The sequence below is a fragment of the Vibrio sp. R11-SG3-ISO9 genome, from assembly GCF_059834255.1.
Genome location: NZ_JCBDGU010000038.1, coordinates 97,706 through 119,929, shown reverse-complemented (window position 1 = coordinate 119,929; position 22,224 = coordinate 97,706). Strand labels below are relative to the sequence as shown.

The window sequence follows — 22,224 nt, the reverse complement described above, 5'->3', positions numbered from 1 at the left end:
TTTTTGTTTCTGTGGCTAGATGAGTGGCTAAGCTTGAGTTTGTTTAAACACCCAAGCCTTGCTGAGTAAGTAGTTGCTGACCATGCCAACTAACACCCCGACCGCCATAGCCAAAAACAGCGAGCCATAGAATTCAGGCAGTATCAATGTGAGTGCCTTAAAACAGATTAAGTTGGGTACGGCCGATATCATTGCCGAGGTCATGAACTTTTGCCATTGCTTAAAATCATCCCTGCGTGACCCTGTCCCTTGGTATTCGAACGTTAGCACTCGGTTACCAATCCAAGTGCTGGTTGCCGCGACAAGAAAGGCCAACACCCTTGCCCACATCACCGACAAATCACCCACAAAATGAGACAGTGCAAAAGCGGCACAATCAACGAAAAATCCACCCGCACCAACACATGCAAACTTAATTAGCTGATGATGAGGCCTCAATACTCTTTCGACGTTTGAGGTCATCGTTCTAAAGTGAAATGGCATTTTCATCGAGAATCTTTACGGCAACGGGTTCAGCAACAGCTGTCGGACTCATTGGCTTACAACTGAATAACGCGCGTTTCTGTTTATCAACGGGTTCTCGCACACAGCTTAATGCATTCTGTGCAATGACCGACTCAACCTCTGCCTTCTTGCCAATCAAGTAGAACTTATCACTCGTATCTGCCTCTGAGATATCGGTGATTTTTTTGGCTTGCCCTAAGCTATAGAACTGACCAGAGAATGGACGCTTACCGATGTAGTAACTTGGGGCGTCGTCTTCAATATGGTTGAAGATAATGCGGTCACTCTTCTCGTTCGCCTTACCTAAATTCAAATACACCATGGCTATCATCAGCAATACAGGCAACACTAGCGCGACACTTGAGAACCACTTCTTATCTTTCTCTACCACCAGCATTGCCACAAGCAGACCTAACGCTGGAATACCCGGTAACACGTAAGCAGGGAGAATATTTCCCGCCATAGTGAACAGCAGCAGTGGTGAAATCAGCCAGCAAATTAGGAATGAAAATAAGCCACTGTTGGTTTGGTTTTGCTCTTGGATCTTTTGGCGACGAGCAAATGCCAGTATTGGCAGTACAATCGACCAAGGGGCTGCAGCTTGAATCCAGAATACCCAGATCATGCCTCGGGCTTCATCATGAGCTGAACCATAGAGGTCGCCCTCCCAACCGCTTACGACAAAACGCTTGAAGTGTTCGCCAACGATGAAGTAATCGATAAAGCCCGGTGTCGCCATTTCTGCCATGATGTACCAAGGCAGAGCAATCGCCATCATTAACACTAAACCAGATACAATTGGAAAACGCTGCCACAAGACTTTGAATGCACCAATCAATCCATGTTGTAAAACAAGCCACGGGAAAACCGCGATACCCATGATCACAATCGCGACAGGACCTTTGGCAAGCAGACCGCAAGCAAGACCAATGAAACCGACATAACCCCAAGCATTATTAATACGCTTGCTGCCCTCTCCTTTCCAACACAAGTAGAAGCCGAGCATAGCTATGGTCATGGCCAGTGTAAGAGCAATATCCGTCATCACCGCGCCCGCAGCAATCGAGAAAATGCCACATGTTGCCAATACCACAGCAGCAACCAATGCGCTCTGCCCGGTACGTTTAGCAAAATAGGCGATCAATAAGATAGTGAATACGCCCGCTAACCAATGAGGAGCACGAACTGCGAATTCACTCAAACCAAACAGCTCGATGCCGGCTGCACTCATCCAAGTAAACAGTGGCGGCTTACCCCAAAAAGGCACACCGTAGTCAAACTGAGGTGTGAGCCAGTTGCCGGTTTCAACCATCAGGCGAGCCATTTCGCCGTAACGTGCTTCAGTAGTATCCATCAACGGATACGTCGCCAGTGACAGCAACCTAAGAATTAGCGCGAAGGCTAATAAATACCACAGGTGCGTTCTGTTCAGGCTCATGCTGATTCCTCTAATTTATACGCTGTTTTTTTGAGTGCCGGTTTATCGACAACAGATTGAATGAGATATAAAGGGCGATTCTTGGTTTCGATGAAGATACGGCCAATGTATTCGCCCATAAGACCAATACTAAGAAGCTGGATACCACCAAGCGCCAACTGGACAACCATCATCGACGGATAACCCGTAATCGGCTCACCAAACATCAAGGTTTTAAAGATGATAAACATGCCGTAAACAAAGGCACTGAGAGCGACCATACTGCCAAGCGCGGTTGCGATACGCAGTGGTCGAATAGAGAAAGAGGTTATGCCATCCATCGCCAAGCCCAGCAGCTTGAGGTAGTTCCATTTGGTCTCACCACAAAAGCGTGCATCGCGTTTGAATTGCACTGTGGTTTGTTTAAAGCCAGGCCAAGAGAAGATGCCTTTCATGTAGCGGTTACGCTCTGGAAGCTGATTGATGTGATCGACAACTTCACGGCTTAGCAGACGAAAATCTCCAACGTTCTCAGGTACATCGATTTTTGCTGCGGCGTTCATTACGCGATAAAAGCTTGCTGCTGAGAACTTCTTAAACCAAGTCTCGCCATCACGCTGGCTACGCTGCATATTGACAACGTCATAACCTTCTCGCCATTTAGAAACCATATCTGGAATCAGTTCTGGCGGATCTTGTAAGTCCGCATCCAATAAGATCACCGCTTGACCACGGCAATGTTCTAAACCTGCGCTCATCGCAGACTCTTTACCAAAATTACGTGATAGACCAATGACTGAAATAGAGCTCGCAATTGACTTAAACGACTCCACCAAAGCCAAGCTATTGTCTTTGCTACCATCATCGACATAAACGATCTCACTCGAGATGGGCAATTCATCAAGTACCTTAGTTAAGCGTGAGTGGAACTCAGGCAGTACTTCCTCTTCATTAAAGAAAGGGACAATGATAGACAGCGAGATTGCCGGGCTAATTTGAGGTTCGCTTGAGCGGCGCGAATTGATGTGAAGTTCAGTCATAATACGGTCTTCTATTTTTTGATTCCGCAGGCAGACTAACTACCGCACCATGAAAGTTATGTTATTGACATATTTTTCACGTCAATTCAGGATGATCGTTATAACAAATAAGTCCTAATGGGTAATGAGATGAAACGAGTATTGCTAGTAGAAGATAACCGTGAAATTGCAGGTGTACTGTTCGACTACTTTGAGTGTATTGGCATGGAGCTCGATTATGCTGATAATGGCGAACTCGGCTTACAACTCGCTATGGATAACTCTTTCGATATCATTATCCTAGACCTGATGCTGCCTCGTATGGATGGACTCACTGTCTGCAACAAACTCCGTGAGAACGGCAACACCACCCCTATTCTGATGCTTACTGCACTAGATAGCCGAGACGACATGCTCGCTGGTTTTGAACATGGTGCCGATGATTATCTGACCAAGCCATTTGACCTCGATATCCTTGAAGCTCGAATGAAAGCGTTAGTTCGTCGATACCACGGCACTGTCGCATCGAGTAAGTTGGTATTTGGTGAAATCAGCATTGACCAAAAGACGCGTAAAGCCTATCGACAAGACAAGCTATTGGCTCTCAATCCAACCACTTATACCATCCTTGAGATGTTATGTAAGAGTGCACCGGATGTGGTTACCCGTGAGGATATCTCCTATAAGCTTTGGGAAGAAGATGAACCCAATAATGATGTCCTGCGCAGCCACATTTATCAGCTAAGAAACCAACTAGACAAACCTTTTGACCAGCAGATGTTGATTACCGTGCCCAAGGTCGGTTTTAGATTGGAGTCCAACTCGTGATATTAAGTGTACTGAGCAGCACCAAAAGCCTAACCGGCCGACTCGCCCTATTCTTTGGGTTGATGGCCGTTATCATCACCGCCTTTGTCTATGCGGTCTTTATCGCTGCTCTGTATCTATCGGAAGACCGAGTCGGTGAAAGGCGTATCCTTATCGACCGGAACTATGCCGTCACCCTCTTTGAAGCCGGCGCACAAGGTGAAGTCCGTATTGATGACCTCACCACCGCTTTCAATGACCCTGCTCTGGTGCCAGATCGCTATAAAAAATATATCGATAACAAAGAGAGTTTTATTGGCGAGGTCGGCGATGAGCCACATTCGCGCATGGTGTATGTCGGAGAGTACTCTCACGAAGGGGTAACCTATCCTCTTATCTTACTCTCTGAAATAGACCGAATAGAATTTGACGTCACAGAGCTTCTCTATGCGACCTCCTTTGTCCTTACATTGTTAGCGATTTTAATCTTCAGCTTTGGGGCGCTGCTGTACCGCCTCTCTCAACGATTAATCGAGCCATTTAATTCACTGGCAAAACAGCTAGAGAGCAATAAAAACAACCTCAATCAGGAGTTTTCCGTCCAAGATGGCGCAGCGATTGAGTTCCGACAGCTCACCAACCAGCTCAATGAATATCGTCGTGAAATCAATGCGCTAGTAAAACGTGAACAGGCTTTCGCTCGCTACTCTAGCCATGAACTGCGCACGCCTCTTACCATTGCGCGAGGTTCGAACAAACTGCTCCTGCGCAGCCAGATGACAGAATTCCAACATCGCCAAGTAAAACGGGTCGACGATGCAGTTTCTCAGATGTCCGAAATGGTAGACGCGCTATTAGGGCTAGTGCGTTATGAACGAAATCAAGACGACGCGCCAATTCGCCTGTTCAGCCAACAAGAGCTCGAACAGATCATTGCTAAGAACTCAGCACAAGCGAGCGAAAAGCAAGTTGATGTAACACTGGAAGTGGAAGGTGAGCCCAGCATTCGAGCCACCAGCGCGATACTTAATATGTTGATTGGCAACCTGTTGAGAAACGCCATTGCTGCCACCAACCGTGGCAAAGTGGAAATCACCCTGACCCAACATTTAATCAGCATCCAGGACCAAGGTGAAGGTTTGTCTGAACAGTACAACCCAAGTGGGCACGGCCTGGGCTTGTTAATCGTGGAAGATCTTTGTAACCGATACCATTGGGATTTTGAGCTCATTAACCATCAAGATGGTGGCTGTGTGGCACTGGTAGTGTTTGACCAACAACCACAATGATTTCAATCTCACACTAAACACACAAGACCCGATGTTTGGGTGAACTATCCACCCAAACATTGATTCAAACGGTTTACTTGAACTGCCAGTTACCTGATACTGCGCCTCCAACTGTTCAACACGTGCCTCGTGGCACCCATCCAACATGAAACTCAACAACAGCCCTATTACCCAACATCAGTTCAATGGCCGCACTTTCTTTTTAAAGCGTGATGATCAATTGCATACTCATTTTTGTGGCAACAAAGCGCGTAAGTTCATGCAGCTTCTTGAAGAGGAGCATCCAAACATCACGACATTGATCTGCTATGGTTCAGCCCAAGCAAACTCGTTGTTATCACTGGCTGCACTGGCAAAGATAAAGGGTTGGAATTTGGAGTTTTACGTTGACCACTTACCTCAATGGTTGATTGATGAGCCGATAGGAAACTACCGTGGTGCGCTGGACCTTGGCGCCAAGGTAATCAGCATGCAAGTGGTCGCTAGTGACTTGCACCCAAGAGATTATATCGAACAAGTCAGACAGCCGGGGCCTGAGTGTATCGTGCTACCAGAGGGTGGACGCAGCAAGATGTCTGAGTATGGCGTGAAACAGCTCGCAATGGAGATCCTAAGCTGGACACGTTTCGAACCTAAATATGACTTTGTCATCGCCCTACCAGCAGGCACAGGGAGCACCGCTCTTTATCTCCACAAACATCTTAAAGTGCACAACATTCCCGTCATTACCTGCGCTTGTGTTGGTGGTAGTGACTACCTGACGAAACAGTTTGAAGAGCTGGGTGAAAACGATCACCCACAAATTCTTCCTCTGGAGACCAAGCACCACTTCGGTAAACTCTATCAACGAGATTACCAAATGTGGCTCAACCTCCTAGAAGAAACCGATGTCGAGTTTGATCTACTTTACGACCCTTTGATGTGGCAATGTCTAGAGCAATGGCAACAAGATAACCCAGACAAAACACTGATCTACATTCATCAAGGCGGCTTGCTCGGCAACGAATCTATGCTGCCTCGCTATCAACGTAAATACCCAGAAATGACAGCCAGTCAGACACTGGATTGGTAGTCAGTTTAAGTATTGCCTTCGAAGTAATATCTCGTTTTTATGTTGTCAACCATGCAGCAGTAAAGTTCTTTTCTATACTTTCCATTGGGAAAATACCGACAGGAAGGACCTATGCAAATTCGAACGGCTCTATCTTTACTCAGTGCAGCACTCTGCGCGCCTGTTATCGCAGGCGAGAACATACCCTATACCGTCGATGGCCTTGAATACGAAGGTTATTGGAGCGAATCCAGTGACAACTCACCATTGGTGTTGCTTGTTCATGACTGGGATGGCTTGACTGACTACGAAAAAAAGCGAGCAGAGATGCTCAATGAACTGGGTTACAACGTATTTGCTGTCGACCTTTTTGGCAAAGGTATTCGCCCAACTGAGGTGAAAGACAAAAAACAACACACGGGTGAGCTCTACAAAGACCGTGAAAAGATGCGTTCACTGCTCGTTGGTGCTGCCGCTCAAGCGGAGAAGCTGGGTGGAAACCTCGATAACAACGTCATGATGGGATACTGTTTTGGTGGCGCTGCCGTCTTAGAAGCGGCTCGGGCTGCGATTCCATCTAAAGCTTATGTCTCTTTCCATGGCGGTCTATCAACACCTGACGGGCAAGACTACTCCCAAACACCGTCCCAAGTCGTCATTTTCCACGGTACTGCAGATGCCATGATCTCTATGGCGGATTTTGGCAGCCTGGCTGAACAACTGGAATCAGCAAACGTTGAACATGAGATGCTGACGTATAGCGGCGCTCCTCATGCATTCACAGTATTTGGCTCTATGAACTATCAACTCGAAGCCGACCAAAAGTCTTGGGCTCGCTTTACCGAAGTGCTTGAGTCCGCGACACAATAACTCCAGATCCGACATCCCATATACAAAAAGCGCCTCCAAATTATTTGGAGGCGCTATCTGATATCTTATTGTTCCACAGAGCTTTTCGTATCTCGTATCTCGTATCTCGTATCTTCAAGATTCTACTGATATCGAGAAACGCTCAGATCATCACTTTCGACTTCTGGTACTTTTCCACTCACTACACTCGCAAGAATTTTTCCTGAACCACATGCCATCGTCCAACCTAACGTTCCGTGACCAGTATTCGTATAGAGGTTACTCACAGGCGTCTTACCTATGATTGGCGTACCGTCCGGGGTCATCGGCCGTAACCCTGTCCAGTATTCCGCTTTCGCGTGATCACCCGCCTCTGGGAATAAGTCTTTGATCACCATATCGATGGTCGCTTTACGCTTCTCTGGAATGTCAAAGTTAAAACCTGCCAGCTCTGCAGTACCCGCAATACGGATGCGATCGTCAAAGCGTGTCATTGCTACTTTGTATGTCTCATCCATCACCGTAGACGTCGGAGCCTTATCTGCATTAACAATCGGTAGCGTTAACGAGTAGCCCTTTACTGGATAAACCGGGACATCAATATCAATCTGCTTCAAAAGCTCTGTCGAGTAGCTTCCCGTTGCCAGAACAAAAGCGTCTGCTTTCAATTCACCAGCGCTGGTGTTGATGCTCCTTAGTGATGAACCCTCTCGATTCAATGCGTGCACTTCAGTATCAAACATAAATTCAACACCTAAGGCTTTGGCTTTCTCAGTCAGTTCAATACAGAACTTATGGCAATCACCCGTTTCGTCTCCTGGTAAATACAAGCCGCCAACAAGCTTGTCTTGAACGGATTTAAGCCCTGGTTCAACTTTTATACACTCTTCTACATTCAACAAAGAGTGCTCAATACCGCTCTCTTTAAGCAATTTCATATCTTGTTGAATCGCTTCCAGTTGCTTAGCATCACGGAACACTTGAAGCGTTCCTTGCTGGCGGCCTTCATAATCAAGGTGCTCGGTTTCACGGAGCTCTGTTAAACAATCTCGGCTGTAATTCGCAATGCGTAACATGCGAGATTTATTGATAGCGTATTTTGCAGGGCTGCAGTTCGACAACATCTGAGTTGCCCATTGAATCAAAGCAGGCGATAGAGAAGGTTTCACTTTCAGCGGTGCGTGCTCTTGCGTCAGCCATTTAAGAGCCTTGACAGGGATACCGGGCGCAGCCCAAGGTGATGAATAGCCATAAGAGATTTGACCTGCATTAGCAAAGCTGGTCTCTTTACCACTACTATCTTGACGATCGATGACCGTTACCTTGTGCCCTTCTTTTGCCAAGTACCAAGCACTGGTCAATCCAATCACACCACTACCAATCACAATCACTTCCATTGCTCTGCCCCTGTATTTAGCAACATTTTCGTAACTTAGGGACACTTTATGAAGCGAGCGTTGACTTAACAATATTGATAGCGTTGACTAAAAGTCATTTATGTAGAATAAACACCTAATTCACTGATTATGTGTATTTTTTCCACGAAAAATTGCGGTTGCAGATTACAAAAACACCGCTGAAACTTAGGTTACCAGCGGTATCAGCAAACTTAGCAAGGCAATAATAAAGGCCGCAAAATACGTAAATTATGATGCTTTTGCGGCATCCAGAACAAGACTCGGACGAATCAGCTCATAAAGACAATCGAGCTCCTCACCTGAGCGAAACTTTCGTGGGATCATGCCTGCTGCCATATGCGGGTGCCCTCCCCCAAAACCAATGCCTTTTTCATTCAACGCTTTCTGAATTATTTGAGCGACATTGTTTTCTGAGCACTCTGAGCGCAGTGAGATAAATGTCTTTTCACTGGTTCTTGCGGTAAGCACTATGATATCGAGTTCATCGACACTAAGAAGAAAATCTCCCAAAACCCCCAACATGTTTTTTGGACAACCTTCAGGCAGAACCGCAAACGCGGCGTTTTTCTCGCGACGCATGCTGGCAAGCATAGAATTAAACAACTGTAGCTCTTCAAACTGAACTTGGTTTCTACAAATCTTATTAACGATCGCGTTATCCGCTTTGGCTTGCAAATACGCAAGCGCCTTAAGATCGGCAGCACCGACACTTCGAGTAAAGTTGGCAGTATCAAAACTTAAACCTACCAATAATGCAGTAGCGACTCGTTTAGGCATATTTATAGAGAAATACTGGTAATACTCGACCATCATAGTGGCGGTCGCACCATAGTTTGAGCGAATATCGCTATACCAGACCGACTCTGGCGCTTCCACCTGATGATGATCGATAACGCCGACCTCTTCACCGGTGAAATCAGTGATGTTTTTCTCACCAATACAGCCATCAACAACGATAATCTTGTCATCTGGCTCTAGGTGTAGATCTTCTGGCTTATGCACAGGAATCTCTAACCAATCAATGAGATTTCGCAGTGATACTCGATCAATGTGCCCTTTGAAGGTAATGAATGGGTTCAAACCTTCTGTTTTTAGCAGATATGCCAAGGCATAAGCCGAAGAGATCGCATCATGGTCTGGGAAATCATGAGCCTGAACAATTACTCTTTTGTTCGCTTTAAGCTTGTCTAGGAAAGCTTCAAATTCAATATTTGCCATTATTAAACTGCTCATAAAAAACTAGCCCCCGAAGAGGCTAGTGAAAAGGTAAGGTGTTTTAAATCTTATGAATTAATCTGTATTCGGTATTAGACAGAATCGCTTCTTCTAGTGCACCGACACCTAACGTGCTGTATCCATAAAAATTCGGTTTCGCGTTGCTACGCAAAGATTGAACGCTTTCCACAACGTTCTCATCCATTGTTAAGGCGTCTACCACTTCCGAAAGCAGCTTCCTGTTCTCTTGTGACATCGGCGAAATAAACTCACTAGCCCCACTGATTGATGAGTACAAGTAGCCAAATTCGCCACCATTATTCTCTTCAATGTAGTAGTTACCTGTTCTTGCAAACGATGCACGGATCTCATTGACACTTTCAATAGAACTAAACGTCTGGGCAAAAAACTCAGAACCACCTGCATGCTCTAACGTTTCTGGAGCAAAGCCTTCATTTGGGAAGACCAGATAAGCGACGATCGCATTATCTCGAGTAATCGCAGAAAGGATGAAGTTATCGTCCTGGTAGTACTTAATCACATCATCCGTTGTCGCGCGCTTAATATAAACAGGCGCACCAAATGTCTGGTCTAAGATTTCGGCAGATGAGCGAATATAGATTTTGTCCAACTTTCTATGCGATGGGATGTCTGTCATTTGAGAAAGACCAAAATCGAACATCTTTTCTAGCGCATCAAAGCTGTCATTAAAGCCGCCCAAAGCAATGGAAATAACCGACACCAAACCGATAGTTCGTGCTATACCGCCCTTTTTCTGCTCTTCCAACAGAGACTCTTGAGTGTCTTGAAGTTCTTGTAACTCTTCCTGTATATCTTTTTGAATATCCTTGTTTTGCTCTTCAGACATTTTTAACCTTTGATCTCGTCGATTTTATCCATTAGCGCATCTGTACCGTCTTCAGCTTTCTCTTGAACTCGCTCAAACGCATCCGTGTCCATGATGCTTTCAATTTCATCGCTGTAATTAAGACCAAGATAGATGCCGACACCGATAAATACTAAAGCGAAAATTTTAAACATTGCTACTCTCAATTCATTAACTGGTAAACCAAGTACATGCTAATGACATGTGCTTGGTTGTTTTGCTTACCTGATTTATTACTTATACAAAGCGATACGACTGTTTACTTTCTTCAAGTAATTTTTGGTTTCGTCATACGGCAGATTAACCACTAGCTGGTCATAGACTTGTTGAGGCGTCAGCTGATTGATAATCTTCGACGCTTTGCCAATACTGGTGGAACGATCTTTATTGAACGCTCTAGCCACATTACCCGCACCAGTGTTATATGCGGCAATGACACAGTACAAACGACTTTCGTCATTCTTTATCTTACGAAGATACTTACTGTTTAGGATGTCTAAATAAGCCGTACCTGTTTCTACGTTGATAACTGGTTGATACAGATCCGCCACTTTCATTGGCGCATCGATATTACGGACTTGCTTATTAACATCATGACCTGCACTGGTCGGTACCACTTGCATCAAACCAAACGCAGGCACGTGTGATTTAGCATCTGGACGGAACGCCGACTCCGAGTGCATGATTGCCATAATCAGTGCAGCATCAACTTCCCAGTTTTTACTCTCTTTCTCAGCCAGCGCACTGTACTTGCTAGCACGTGCTTTTAAGCTGTTCTCAGGGAGCTTAACTTTATAACTGATCACCTTTTTCGGCTTAACCGGTGCCGCCACAACATCAACGACTGGCTTAGGCTTTACCACTACTGGCGCTGGCACTTTTTCGACGACCTTTTCCACAACTTTTGGCGGCTGCTTTTCTGTTGGTGTCGGCTCTAGCTTGGCAACCTCTTTTGGTAGTTCAACTTTTTCTGCTGGCTTTACGACCTCAACTTCTGGTTCTGGTCGTTTAACCTCAATACCGTGTTTGGCACGCATTTCGTCATACAGTTTGGTTTGCGCCGCAATCCGCTCCTGAGCCTTTGCCAGTAGCGCCATTTTCTTATTATGAGCACGCTGGTAAATGAAAGAATCTGGAATACCAGTATCAGATAAAATCAGTCTCTCGGCTTGCACATCCAACTCATTCATCTGGCTTTGCGTCTGTTGGATAACGAAGTTTTTCTCTTCTTGCTCTTTCTCCAAAGAGTAAAGCACCGCGTGATCTTCTGCTTTGAGCTCCGCTAGCTCAACGTTTTGACCAGCAACCTCAACCGGAATGTTTTTAACAAGTGCTTTGATCTCTTCAGGACTACTATCTTCATCCACCAATACAGATACGGTTGCAGTGTTGGTTTCGTAATCGACGGAAGTTTTCACTTGATCGTCTTGAGAGTAATCCACCTGTTTGGTTTGAGATGAAACCTCACCCTCACCCCAAGTCTTGATTAGATCGGTTCTGCGCTCATCGAGGTTATTGGTGTATTCATCACGCCAAGCTTCGTACTCATCCAAATAAGCATTAACGTAAGCATGAAACTCTTTGATCTTGTCTTCTTGAGACTGGCTTGCTTTGGCAACAGCATTGTTTAGCTGCTGCTTTTGATCTTCTGACACAGCAAATGCCTGAGAACTGATAGCTGTCGAAATAACGACAGCTAACACAGTCTTATTGATCATTTTGTACATAGTTCACTCCCAGAGTGTATAGAGACAAAAGGCCACTCAAATGGCGGCCTTTTTCACTAATACTAATCGCGGTTCCGTTCGCGGTTATTTTTTCAATGCATCGAACGCTGCAGCAAGGTCCGCTGCCGCTTTCTCATTGTTGAATTGATCCCATAAAGCAGAATCTTCACCACCAACTTCATCGATTACTTTGTTCATATTCGCATCGTATGCAGCTTGGTCCATACCGACTAAGACGTACAGACCACCCGTTGGGCTAGCTTGGCTCACGATAACGCGGCTGTTAGTTAGCGTTTTATTCACGACTGTCTTAGTTATGTTCTCGAATGTCTCTTGAACATCTTCAGTCACTAGCGTTACACCTTCTGCTGCTGATGTAGAAGTCACACCTTCAGTAGCCGCTTGGAATAGGTTGCTCACGTCAGTTTCAAACTCAGCAGCAAGGTTTACACGAGCATCATTAACCGCGATTTTGCGCATAACGCTCATACCAGCTGCACTCTTCTTAGAGTAGCCTTTTGCCGCTGCAGCGATATCGCTTGGAATCACGTCACAAATCCAACCCGGTGCAGATACAGTAGGTGCATCTGGGAAAGTACATGGAGCGAAGTTTTGCGCTTCCTTAACCGTCGCGTTGTTGCTCTGACAGCCAGCTAGAGCTGCTACTAGTGAAGTTGCAATAAGTAGTTTTTTCATAGATTAAAAAGTTTCCGTAACTGCTTTTTCAGCATTTTTTGCATGACATTCAAGATCTGTTAGATCACATTGAATACTAGACGCATCCACCTTGCTCATCGTGCCTTTCTTAATTTTAAGTGACAGTTCTTCGTCAATCACAACCCAAGAATACTTCTCGGTCACCGCATTGACTTCATTGTTAACAACGTAGCCTTCACCAATTGGGAACACTTCTGTTTCACCCTCTAGATTTTTCATAGCGTTCGAAAATAGGATGTCGGCTTTAGGCTTGATTTTCTGTTTTTTACCCATAGCAATACGTACTTGCGTGCCCGCTTCACACTGACGCATTTCAAGAACTGGAGCTCTTGCCGCTAACATTTTGTTGAGTTCGGTAGAGTGATTGACAGCCTCAGCAGCAGCTTTAGCAGCCATTGAGCCGTACCCTGAATCACTTATTGGGCATCGTGAGTTACTTGTTTCTGTAGACGCATAATGATCGCCCTTTAGGTTAATACGTTTCATCACATCCATGCTTGGTAGTGCGACGACTTTTGCAACTGCCTCCACGTCGAAGTCATAGCTACATGACGGTGGCACAACAATCGTTTCACCATCATCATTTACGTATGTACGACGTTCACTAAATGACGTACCTAAATCAGCATGAGTAATTTCCGTGATAATCGCGTAATCAGCAATTGGCACACCTTTCGTGTTTAAGCGACCACTCTGTTCAGCAAGCTTAATTTCACCTTTTACTTTGTTCGCTATTTTACGATCAACGAGGTTTGTACCTGTCTCGTCAATCTGTGTCTCTAACGCATTACGCATCGCAGACTGCATCTTTTTAGATGCTGAGTTTTTAAAATCAAGTTCAACAGGAAGAACAACTACCTTGCTATTTTCTGAAGAAGGCATTTGCACTTCTGCCGTTTCAATATCTACACGAGTATCGGGAGTGCACACCGTATCAATAGACGCACACCCAGACAAAGTTGCAAGTACAGCACTAGCCATTAACGTTTTCTTTAACATATTTTCTCTCCCGAATATGTTTATTTTATTTTTATAGGACTAGAGATTCGCTATTTAATTAAGCCCAGCGCAGTCCAAATCCCTTTCTCTTTTATTTGCTCATCAAAGTGGCGAGCAGCCCCTTCGTCGGCATATTTGTAACTGGTTACAGAGTTTCCTGTAGAGACAATTTCACTACGAGACACTGTTTTAGATTTTTTATTTACAATTTTGATATTAGAGACCAAGGTTGAAATATACGCATCTCCAACTTTGTTTCTTCGACGCTCAGAATCTACTTTCAACACATGGGTTTGGTTTTTGTTCTTTGAAGTTGAGGTCGCAATATTGAACTCAGATAACTGGTTCCCCAGCAGTTCAATTGCTTTTCTCGACTCTCTATCTGAAGAGAGACGGATATTAATTTGGCTGCTTAGTTTTTGGTGCGCAATAGTCAGCTGTTCAATTGCGCTGATGTCAGATTTATAACTAGGCTTCAGAGATGAAAGCATTGCGATACGTACAGAAGCATCGTGTTCAGTTTGATAAACACTACGATTATCTAACCACCAAAGTAATTTGTCTTCGTGAGAAAGCGCATCAAGCTCGATTTGAGATTTACGGTTTAGATCTTTTATTTCGCGAATCAGCTGTTGAGTCACGAGTGATTTTTTCACTCTTACTTCGACAAATGCACCAAGATCATTCTCTTCCATTTGTACATATTCGATACCATTCAAAGTCAAGGATTCAGTCTTAGTATTAACTTTGTTGTCAACTAAACTATTTGAAAAGCCCTTACCATTAGTTTCTCGAACTGTGTCTCTCATGTAGAAAGACGACTCGACTTGAGTCCATAACTTTTCGTTGATGTTGTTTACAGCGATTTTTTTAGCATGAGATAGAGTTCGCGCTTGAGAAACTGCATAAATGTACTCATCACTGTCTGCTTGGGGCTTCAGATACCATTCAGGTTTTGTAGATTGACAGCCAGAAAGAACAAGCAACGCGAATAGCGCTATGAAAAAGCGAACTATTTTTTTATTTGAAGACATTTGGAACCAATATCGAAAAAGTTTGTCGCAATCTTATATCCTCAAAATTAAACATTCAAACGACCAAATTTATAGTTCGATTCATTTTCGAGCTAAATATGTTTATTTTCTATTGGTTTGACGCATCAAATTTATACAAAACCTCCGCTAATTAACAAAAAAAACAATACAAAGTCTTGATTTTGAGACAGTTGATGTAAATTATAAATTACACAATAACCCTTAAATTTTCATTGATAAAAACGTGAACAAAGTCTTAAAAAAACTGAATTTCAGTTCAAAAAAAACACATAATTTAGACTAAAAAAGTGATATTTATTCAATAAAAGTGAGACGCTGGTCTCAGTGATAAATTTGATATTAACAGCAGATTCTTATCTCTATCCTAAATAAAGAGACCAGACAGATACTCGAAAAAATGAAATTCCGTTAATCACAACAATGTTAATAGAACACTATCACAGGATTTACAGGAATGAGATGGATACTTTTCATACCAATATTGATAAAAATGAAAATAGTCTAATTAATTGGATGCAAGAAATATAGGATAGTAGTGGATGAATAATGAGATGGTGTAGATCTTGTAGGAAAATGAATTATTGTTAGTTTCTATTTAAATCGAACCAAGAAGCCAAATAAAACACCAATAGAAAATAAATCCTTATTAAAAACCACCTTCATAGACAGAAAGTATAGATAGCACCTTAAGGGTAGTTTCACTTTTGTCTATGAAGGGTTTGAGCATGCCTGTCTGACTATTTTAGCGCGAGTAACTTGTCCGTAAACTCGGCAAAACCATATCCACCCGGTTGAGTCATCACAACGATTGGGTGGTGTTCAAGGCGTTGCCAATAGTGCTGAATGTTCGCTACCCCAACGCTATTTGGTAAGGCTTCAAACATGTATTGATCGTTCATAGAGTCACCAACATAACAACTATGTTTGAGTATCTCTTCAGATGATAAGCCCTTTTCCTCGAGAAAAGTCGTCGCGGTGGCTTTTTTGGAGTGTTCGCCATACCAAGCATTGATATGTATCGAACTGGCTGTGGCATGAGCGCCCAATGCACGTATCTTTGCAACAACCTCTTCAATAATGTTCTCATCGACACGTGGACGATTCTGACCGATATCAATAGCAACTTCACACAGTCTGTACGATTGGTCCAACGTCAACTCAAGATCTGGGTATTCGTTTAAGATTGTTAGCACTTGCTGTTTGAGCTGTTGTTGTTTCTCGCTGATTACGCTTAACGGCACACTCGAGCGAAGGGTAAGGAAACCATTTTTCTTTTCCATAATAAAAGCGCCATTCTCACCAAGCACCGCATCAACAGGCCAAAGTTGAGCAATATGATCGCACCACCCTGCGCAGGCACCCGTTACCGCAACCACTTTTTTGCCCGCTTCTCGAAGCTTTTTCAATGCGATCAGTGTTTCAGGTGGCAGTTCACCTTTCCAAGTCAGAGTGTCATCGACATCTGTTAAAACCCAATCTACGTTTTTCCAATTCTGATTTAATTCATTCGATACCGAATTCATTTTTACACCTCTAAATAATGATTAACGACACAGTGTTAAAGCAAATTCGGCAAGAACATCACCACGCTCTCTGAGAACGTCAGCAACATTAATACCGCTAACAGTGCTAGCAACAGGGGAGCCACTTCTTTAACGAAGTCGACCATACGAACTTTCAATATTGAGCAGACCGTAAACATCATGGAGCCGAATGGCGGAGTGACACCACCAATCATAATGTTCACAATCACGATAATGCCAAAGTGAACCGGATTAACTCCCAAGTTCAATACCGCCGGAAGCAGCAGCGGCGTCAGAATGATCATCGCTGCACCGCCCTCAATGAACATGCCAACCACCAGCAACAAAACGTTGATCAGTAGCAGCAAAACCAACTTGTTGTCTGTTAGCTCAATCAAAGCCGATGCAACATTGTGGGGGATCTGCTCAAGTGTCATGTAATAACCAAAGACCATCGCGCCGATGATAATGAACATCACACTACTGGTACCCTGCACCGTCTCTCGCATAATTTGAGGAATGTGTTTGAAACTCAACTCTCGGTAGATAAACGCACCAATAATGACACAAAGTAGAACTGCAATAGCGCCGGCTTCCGTTGGGGTAAAGAGCCCAAAGCGCATTCCCAAAATAATGCCGAACGGGATCAAAAGAGCGGGTACCGCCTTAAAGAAGTAATGAAGACGCTCTTTGGCTGTCGCCGGCTTCGATCGTGAAGGTTTATAGTTTCGCTTACGAGAGATAAACCAAATGGTGACCATTAAGGACAGAGCCATCAAAAACGCTGGTACATAACCTGCGATGAACATTTGGTGCACAGATACGTTCGCCAATAAAGCGAAAATAATCAAGTTAATACCAGGTGGAATCACTGGACTAATACTTGAAGATGCTGCAGTCACGGCCGCAGTAAACGGTAAGTCGTAGCCGCGTTTGGTCATCTCTGGCGCTAAGATTTTTGACTGCATTGCGGCATCGGCATTGGCTGAACCTGAGATGCCACCCATCAAGGTACTCAGGGCCACGTTAACCTGAGCTAATCCGCCCGTCTTATGACCAATCATTGAATCTGCAAACGCGAGTAAGCTTTTACTGATCCCCGCATAATTCATCACCGATCCCACCATAATGAAAAACGGGATTGCCAGTAACGGAAACGACTCTGCCGAACTGATGAACCTCTGCATAACCAAGGTCACGGGAATCGAATTATTGATAAACAGGAAATAGACCATTGCGGACGATATCAGAGAGAACGCAATCGGAATGTTCAGTAGGAAAAGAGCAAAAAGAATGAAAATTGGAAGATAGCTTTCCATTGAGAGTACCTACTGCTTAGAACGTTTTAAAGAAGCCACATCGTCCACGATAAATTTAACAGTGTGGATAGCCATCAAAGAAAAACTGAGTAACAGCACGCCATTTATAGCAAAGTAAGACATTCCCATTACTGGCGTGACTTTGCTAGAGAGCATCAAATACTGATAACTAAGAACTGACATCAAAATGTTGATGCCCAATAGGAATACCGAGACCCCTAGTTTAAAAATGCGTTTGGGACGCGTTGGTAACATGGCCACAATCACATCCACTCCCATATGAAGTTTGTGCTTGTAACATGAGCTGATGCCCAGATAGACAGCCCAAATAAAACAGATCACTGAGAGCTCTTCGCTCCAAGGGACAACAAAGCCAAATCCATAGCGTAAAACCACATTAACGATCACAACGAGCACTGTGATTGAAATAGCAATCGACGCTAAAATTTCTTCAAGGTTTCTTAATAAAAACAAGAGTTCCTCCTAGATTTACTCGCTATGAATGCTGCGAGTAAATAGGAATCAAGCGACCCAAAACTATTGGGTCGCTAGTGTTAACAAATGGGATTCTACTCGTTATTGAGCCGCACGAATCGTCTCAAGCTCTTTCATGATGGTCGCGTGAACACCTTCGCTCCAAGTAGGGAACTGGTTGTAAACGTCTGCCGTCAGCTGGTTAAACTCTTCAGAGTTCACTTCATTGAAGGTCACACCCAGTTCTTCTAGCTTCTGCTTGTATTCTTCATCAAGCTTAACCAGTTCTTGAGTATTAGATTCAACACCCGCTTCTAGCTCTTCGTTGATAATTGCTTGCTGTTCTGGCGTGAACTTATCCCACAACGTTGGAGAAATGTAGATGCCAACAGAGCCAAGGAAGTGCTTAGTTAGCGACATGTTCTTAGCAACTTCGTAGATCTTCGTTGAGTACATAGTCAAGATAGAGCCTTCTAGACCATCAACAACACCTTGCTGAACACCAGCGTATGTTTCTGGGAAAGGAAGAGAAGCTGGCGCTGCGCCCATAGCAGAGAGTGTACTAATAAACAGTTGGCTTTGTGGTACACGAATACGCATCCCCGCCATGTCTGAAGAGTTAACAATCTCTTTATTGGTGATCATATGACGGAAACCAAACATATAGTCCGCGTTTAATACCTTGATGCCCTTCTCTTCAGCTTGCTGTTTAAGACCTGCAACATAGTCTGTGTCCATCATTGCCAAGTATTCATCGTAAGAGTTGTACAACATAGGACCGGCAAGTGCTGCAAAATCAGGAACATAATCACCAAGGTAAGTCAGATCTTCTACAGCAATCCAGTTAGCACCGTTTACTACTTGCTCTAAGTTGTCTTTATAAACAGGCAGTTGACCACCAGGGAAGACTTTGATGTTAACCGATCCATCAGTGCGTTCACGAATCTTGTCCGTGACTTTGACTAGTTCTTGCGTTAGAAGCTCATTCTGAGTGAACACCAAGCTCATATTGATATCAATCGGCTCAATCTTTGCTTCTGTTGCTGCTTCATCTGCCTGACCACAACCGACAAGAAGCGCCGCGGCTGTCATTACTGTTCCTATTAGCTTTTTCATTTTGAATCCTTTGTTTTGGATGTGTTACTTCAATTGAGTATAGAAGGCTAAATTTTGGTTGAGTATGCGATTCAATTATTACATTCATATGAACATAAAAATGTTTATTTGAACATTGCGTAAAACATGACATTGTCCATAAAACGTAAATTTTGTCGCTCACTTTTCATATAGGTAGTAATAAATCTGTAATGATAGAGAGATAATGTTCACTCAACTTTCAAATGAACCATTAGATATTGATATGATCACAGGCCATCGCGGTGCAGCACTTTTGGCACCAGAAAATACATTGTTAAGTATTGAACGAGCAGCTCAAGCGGGCGCCAAGTGGGTAGAGATTGATACTCAGCTAACTGCGGATAAAATCCCAGTCGTTATTCATGATGAAACCGTTGATCGTTGTACTAACGGCACTGGTAAATTATCCGAACTGACACTCGCAGATATTCAAGCCTTAGATGCTGGCAGCTGGTTTGGTAAAGAATTCGAGGGAATTACGATTCCCACCTTGGAAGAGGCGATGCTCAAGTGTATGGAGCTTGGGGTAACTCTAAACCTCGAATTAAAGGTCTATAACCAACACACAACTCAATCACTGACCGATGAAGTGCTTGCGACTGTTGAACGTATTAATTACCCGCTAGATAAGTTGTTGTTTTCAAGCTTCAACCAAGATGTGTTGGCTCAATGCAAAACACACTACCCTCAAGTAAGACGCGGTTTTATCTGCGATAAGTGGTCTCAGAACAGCTTAAACGCACTTCTATGCTTAGACCTTTATAGTATTCATATCGACCACCAGCTACTCGATATTTCTATCGCCAATGAGATAAAAGAATCGGGTATAATCCTCAAGATATGGACACTCAATGAGCCATCGAAAGCGAAAGGATTCTATGAGATGGGTGTCGACAACATCATTACCGACATGCCGAACCAATTTTAGTGAAACACTATGGAATTAAACCAGCGCCAAAAGCAGATACTCGCCACTCTTAAATCCAATCAAGATGTTCAGATCGACCATCTCGCTGAACAGTTTGCTGTTACTACGCAAACTATTCGACGTGATGTCAACCAACTGTGCGAACAAGGATTAGCAAGACGTGTACATGGTGGCGTGAGCCTGCCGACCGCACTAACCAACACCAGTTATCGCTTTCGCACTGGCGTTGAGTCCGAAGTCAAAGACGGCATCGCAATGGCGGTCGCTAATGCGATACCGGAAGGGTCGACTGTAATGATGGGAATTGGCACGACCGTGACTCGAATCGCTCAATATCTGCTTGCAAAACCCGCTCTACGCGTTATCACTAATAACCTGCAAGTTGCGCGAATTTTAGAAGCTAACGAGCAAATCGAGGTCTATTTAGCAGGCGGTTTACTGCGCCGTGAACACCAAGACATGGTAGGCAGCAGCGTGGTTAGCTTCTTCTCTGATTTTGAAGCAGACATTGGTATTTGCGGTTGCGGCTCTATCACAACGAGCCACTATGCGATGGAGCATGAACAAGTTGAGGCCGATCTTTCCAAAGCCATTCTCAACAACAGCCGTGAATGCTGGCTAGTCGCAGACGCGAGTAAATGGGGGCGTTTTGCAGCCTTAAAAGTCGCTCCCCTAGATAGATTTGATCGTATCTATACCAATAATCGCCAACTCCCAGAAGAGCTAAACGTTCAGCTCATCGACGATACTGTATCTGCTTAATTTCCGCCGATTATCGAGCCAGCCCACTTGCATCGCTACGAAGGAAGTGGGTGTTTTCAACTAAGAAATCAAGCAATGTACTCGCTTGAGGGCTCAATGCCCGACCTTTTAGTGACTGCACTTTCACTCGAGCTTTAGACAAGATCTCAAGATCAGTCGGCACTATCTCAATCTCTCCCGATTCCACCTCTTCCAAGACCGTTAGCTTCGGCATAAAAGTAACGCCCAGCCCAGCTGATACAAAGTTTTTCAAGGCGCTCACAGAGTTGGTCTGCAACTTTGGAGAAAGACTCACATGTGAAACCTGCTCTGCATGATGAACAAGCCTACCCATACCAGTTGAATTATCGATCAGCGCGAGAGGTAAAGCCTGCAGATCTTGCAATGTTGTCGGTTCATCTTTCAACGTTAGAAGATGCCCTTTAGGGACGATGAGCTCTAGCGGATGACTGCGCTCTACATGAGTATGAAGCTTAGGATGGGGCGCGGCTGCATAGGTAATCGCGAAATCGATCTGCTGATCTTCAAGTAACTTAACGGCATCCAGTGCCCCAGCGATTTCGATCGACAGATTGATATCAGGATAACGCGTCATGAAAGTTTCCATCGGCTTCGATACCAAGTTGGTAATGAACCCCTCTCCGATTGCGATACTGACACTACCACCCGTTAAGTTTTTCAACTTCGTTAGCTGAGAAAGCACCGCCGCTTCACTGCGTATAATGTTGCGATAGTGATTAAGCAACTCATTACCAGCCTCGGTCAAATACGATTGGCGGTTATTGCGCTCCCATACTTTCATTTCAACCTGAGCTTCAAGTTGCCCTAGCATGCGACTCATGGCTGCCGGGTCTACGTTGAGCATTTTCGCCGCCTTGCGCAGTGAGCCGTACTTAGACAACCCATTTAGATACTCCAAAGCGCGTATATTGAAATGATGCATAATAAATCCTTGTACTACAGCAATTTGCTAAGGTTCTCATATTTGTTGCTATCTGATCTCGATAAATTTTCTTCATATCGTTGTTAGGGGAAAATCTGTGCTTGAGGTCACCTATCTACTGTCAAACTGAAAAAGTTATCCCAGCGTTGTTTAGTCGCTGCATTTTGATTGCCGCAATTGTTATG

At 44.2% G+C, this 22,224-nt stretch carries 22 protein-coding genes; 6 read left to right on the top strand and 16 right to left on the bottom strand.

Annotated elements, in window-relative coordinates:
- Nucleotides 1-27: 27 nt before the first annotated feature.
- Genes AC6R05_RS12175 through AC6R05_RS12165 form a run of 3 tightly spaced genes read right to left on the bottom strand, consistent with a single transcriptional unit; the run spans nucleotide 28 to nucleotide 2,961 of the window.
- Nucleotides 28-489 (bottom strand): GtrA family protein, encoded by a 462-nt coding sequence (locus tag AC6R05_RS12175; protein ID WP_500647504.1) that lies wholly within the window; start codon nucleotides 487-489, stop codon nucleotides 28-30.
- A complete protein-coding gene (locus AC6R05_RS12170) occupies nucleotides 467-1,942 on the bottom strand; it encodes an ArnT family glycosyltransferase (RefSeq protein ID WP_500647503.1) in 1,476 nt (491 codons plus the stop codon). Before AC6R05_RS12170 ends, AC6R05_RS12175 begins: the two co-directional genes overlap by 23 nt.
- Entirely contained in the window at nucleotides 1,939-2,961 is a 1,023-nt protein-coding gene (locus AC6R05_RS12165; protein ID WP_500647502.1) for a glycosyltransferase family 2 protein, read from the bottom strand. Before AC6R05_RS12165 ends, AC6R05_RS12170 begins: the two co-directional genes overlap by 4 nt.
- Nucleotides 2,962-3,090: 129 nt before the next feature.
- Between AC6R05_RS12165 and AC6R05_RS12160 the strand changes: the two genes are divergently transcribed.
- The 4 genes from AC6R05_RS12160 (at nucleotide 3,091) to AC6R05_RS12145 (ending at nucleotide 6,957) form a co-directional block, all read left to right on the top strand.
- The gene (locus tag AC6R05_RS12160; protein ID WP_150871944.1) at nucleotides 3,091-3,768 is read left to right on the top strand and encodes a response regulator transcription factor; all 678 of its coding nucleotides are present in this window, start codon (nucleotides 3,091-3,093) and stop codon (nucleotides 3,766-3,768) included.
- Nucleotides 3,765-5,036 carry a sensor histidine kinase gene (locus AC6R05_RS12155; protein WP_500647501.1) on the top strand — a complete coding sequence of 424 codons (1,272 nt, stop codon included), beginning with the start codon at nucleotides 3,765-3,767 and terminating at the stop codon, nucleotides 5,034-5,036. The genes AC6R05_RS12160 and AC6R05_RS12155 overlap by 4 nt, the downstream gene beginning before the upstream one ends.
- Before the next feature lie 145 nt (nucleotides 5,037-5,181).
- Nucleotides 5,182-6,108, top strand: a complete 927-nt coding sequence (locus tag AC6R05_RS12150) for a pyridoxal-phosphate dependent enzyme (protein WP_500647500.1) — start codon at nucleotides 5,182-5,184, stop codon at nucleotides 6,106-6,108.
- 111 nt (nucleotides 6,109-6,219) lie between these two features.
- A complete protein-coding gene (locus tag AC6R05_RS12145; protein ID WP_500647499.1) occupies nucleotides 6,220-6,957 on the top strand; it encodes a dienelactone hydrolase family protein in 738 nt (245 codons plus the stop codon).
- A 122-nt stretch (nucleotides 6,958-7,079) separates the two neighbouring features.
- Here the strand turns inward: AC6R05_RS12145 and AC6R05_RS12140 are convergent, their stop codons facing one another.
- From AC6R05_RS12140 to AC6R05_RS12085, 12 genes are all read right to left on the bottom strand, one after another.
- Nucleotides 7,080-8,333 carry a D-amino acid dehydrogenase gene (locus AC6R05_RS12140; protein ID WP_500647498.1) on the bottom strand — a complete coding sequence of 418 codons (1,254 nt, stop codon included), beginning with the start codon at nucleotides 8,331-8,333 and terminating at the stop codon, nucleotides 7,080-7,082.
- A gap of 249 nt (nucleotides 8,334-8,582) precedes the next feature.
- Nucleotides 8,583-9,572 (bottom strand): DHH family phosphoesterase, encoded by a 990-nt coding sequence (locus AC6R05_RS12135; RefSeq protein ID WP_500647497.1) that lies wholly within the window; start codon nucleotides 9,570-9,572, stop codon nucleotides 8,583-8,585.
- A gap of 58 nt (nucleotides 9,573-9,630) precedes the next feature.
- The gene (locus AC6R05_RS12130; RefSeq protein ID WP_032549347.1) at nucleotides 9,631-10,437 is read right to left on the bottom strand and encodes an ETEC_3214 domain-containing protein; all 807 of its coding nucleotides are present in this window, start codon (nucleotides 10,435-10,437) and stop codon (nucleotides 9,631-9,633) included.
- A 2-nt stretch (nucleotides 10,438-10,439) separates the two neighbouring features.
- Entirely contained in the window at nucleotides 10,440-10,610 is a 171-nt protein-coding gene (locus tag AC6R05_RS12125) for a hypothetical protein (protein WP_017071746.1), read from the bottom strand.
- Nucleotides 10,611-10,688: 78 nt separating this feature from the next.
- Nucleotides 10,689-12,182: a transglycosylase SLT domain-containing protein gene (locus AC6R05_RS12120; RefSeq protein ID WP_500647496.1), complete on the bottom strand. Its 1,494-nt coding sequence runs from the start codon at nucleotides 12,180-12,182 to the stop codon at nucleotides 10,689-10,691.
- 84 nt (nucleotides 12,183-12,266) lie between these two features.
- Complete coding sequence (locus AC6R05_RS12115; RefSeq protein ID WP_152468497.1) at nucleotides 12,267-12,878, bottom strand: lipoprotein; 612 nt, start codon at nucleotides 12,876-12,878, stop codon at nucleotides 12,267-12,269.
- A 3-nt stretch (nucleotides 12,879-12,881) separates the two neighbouring features.
- Nucleotides 12,882-13,898 (bottom strand): hypothetical protein, encoded by a 1,017-nt coding sequence (locus tag AC6R05_RS12110; protein ID WP_500647495.1) that lies wholly within the window; start codon nucleotides 13,896-13,898, stop codon nucleotides 12,882-12,884.
- 50 nt (nucleotides 13,899-13,948) lie between these two features.
- Nucleotides 13,949-14,932: an LPP20 family lipoprotein gene (locus tag AC6R05_RS12105; protein WP_500647494.1), complete on the bottom strand. Its 984-nt coding sequence runs from the start codon at nucleotides 14,930-14,932 to the stop codon at nucleotides 13,949-13,951.
- Nucleotides 14,933-15,690: 758 nt separating this feature from the next.
- Nucleotides 15,691-16,476 carry an HAD-IIB family hydrolase gene (locus AC6R05_RS12100; RefSeq protein ID WP_500647493.1) on the bottom strand — a complete coding sequence of 262 codons (786 nt, stop codon included), beginning with the start codon at nucleotides 16,474-16,476 and terminating at the stop codon, nucleotides 15,691-15,693.
- 35 nt (nucleotides 16,477-16,511) lie between these two features.
- A complete protein-coding gene (locus AC6R05_RS12095; protein WP_150871913.1) occupies nucleotides 16,512-17,795 on the bottom strand; it encodes a TRAP transporter large permease in 1,284 nt (427 codons plus the stop codon).
- A 9-nt stretch (nucleotides 17,796-17,804) separates the two neighbouring features.
- A complete protein-coding gene (locus AC6R05_RS12090; protein ID WP_500647492.1) occupies nucleotides 17,805-18,269 on the bottom strand; it encodes a TRAP transporter small permease in 465 nt (154 codons plus the stop codon).
- 102 nt (nucleotides 18,270-18,371) lie between these two features.
- Complete coding sequence (locus tag AC6R05_RS12085) at nucleotides 18,372-19,385, bottom strand: C4-dicarboxylate TRAP transporter substrate-binding protein (RefSeq protein WP_255230967.1); 1,014 nt, start codon at nucleotides 19,383-19,385, stop codon at nucleotides 18,372-18,374.
- Nucleotides 19,386-19,629: 244 nt separating this feature from the next.
- Between AC6R05_RS12085 and AC6R05_RS12080 the strand changes: the two genes are divergently transcribed.
- Together AC6R05_RS12080 and AC6R05_RS12075 are read left to right on the top strand one after the other, a co-directional pair.
- Nucleotides 19,630-20,334: a glycerophosphodiester phosphodiesterase family protein gene (locus AC6R05_RS12080; protein WP_500647525.1), complete on the top strand. Its 705-nt coding sequence runs from the start codon at nucleotides 19,630-19,632 to the stop codon at nucleotides 20,332-20,334.
- Between the two features lie 9 nt (nucleotides 20,335-20,343).
- Nucleotides 20,344-21,096, top strand: a complete 753-nt coding sequence (locus tag AC6R05_RS12075; protein ID WP_500647491.1) for a DeoR/GlpR family DNA-binding transcription regulator — start codon at nucleotides 20,344-20,346, stop codon at nucleotides 21,094-21,096.
- Nucleotides 21,097-21,106: 10 nt separating this feature from the next.
- On the opposite strand, the gene AC6R05_RS12070 is transcribed toward AC6R05_RS12075, so the two are convergent.
- Entirely contained in the window at nucleotides 21,107-22,039 is a 933-nt protein-coding gene (locus tag AC6R05_RS12070; RefSeq protein WP_285464237.1) for a LysR family transcriptional regulator, read from the bottom strand.
- Between the last annotated feature and the right edge of the window lie 185 nt (nucleotides 22,040-22,224).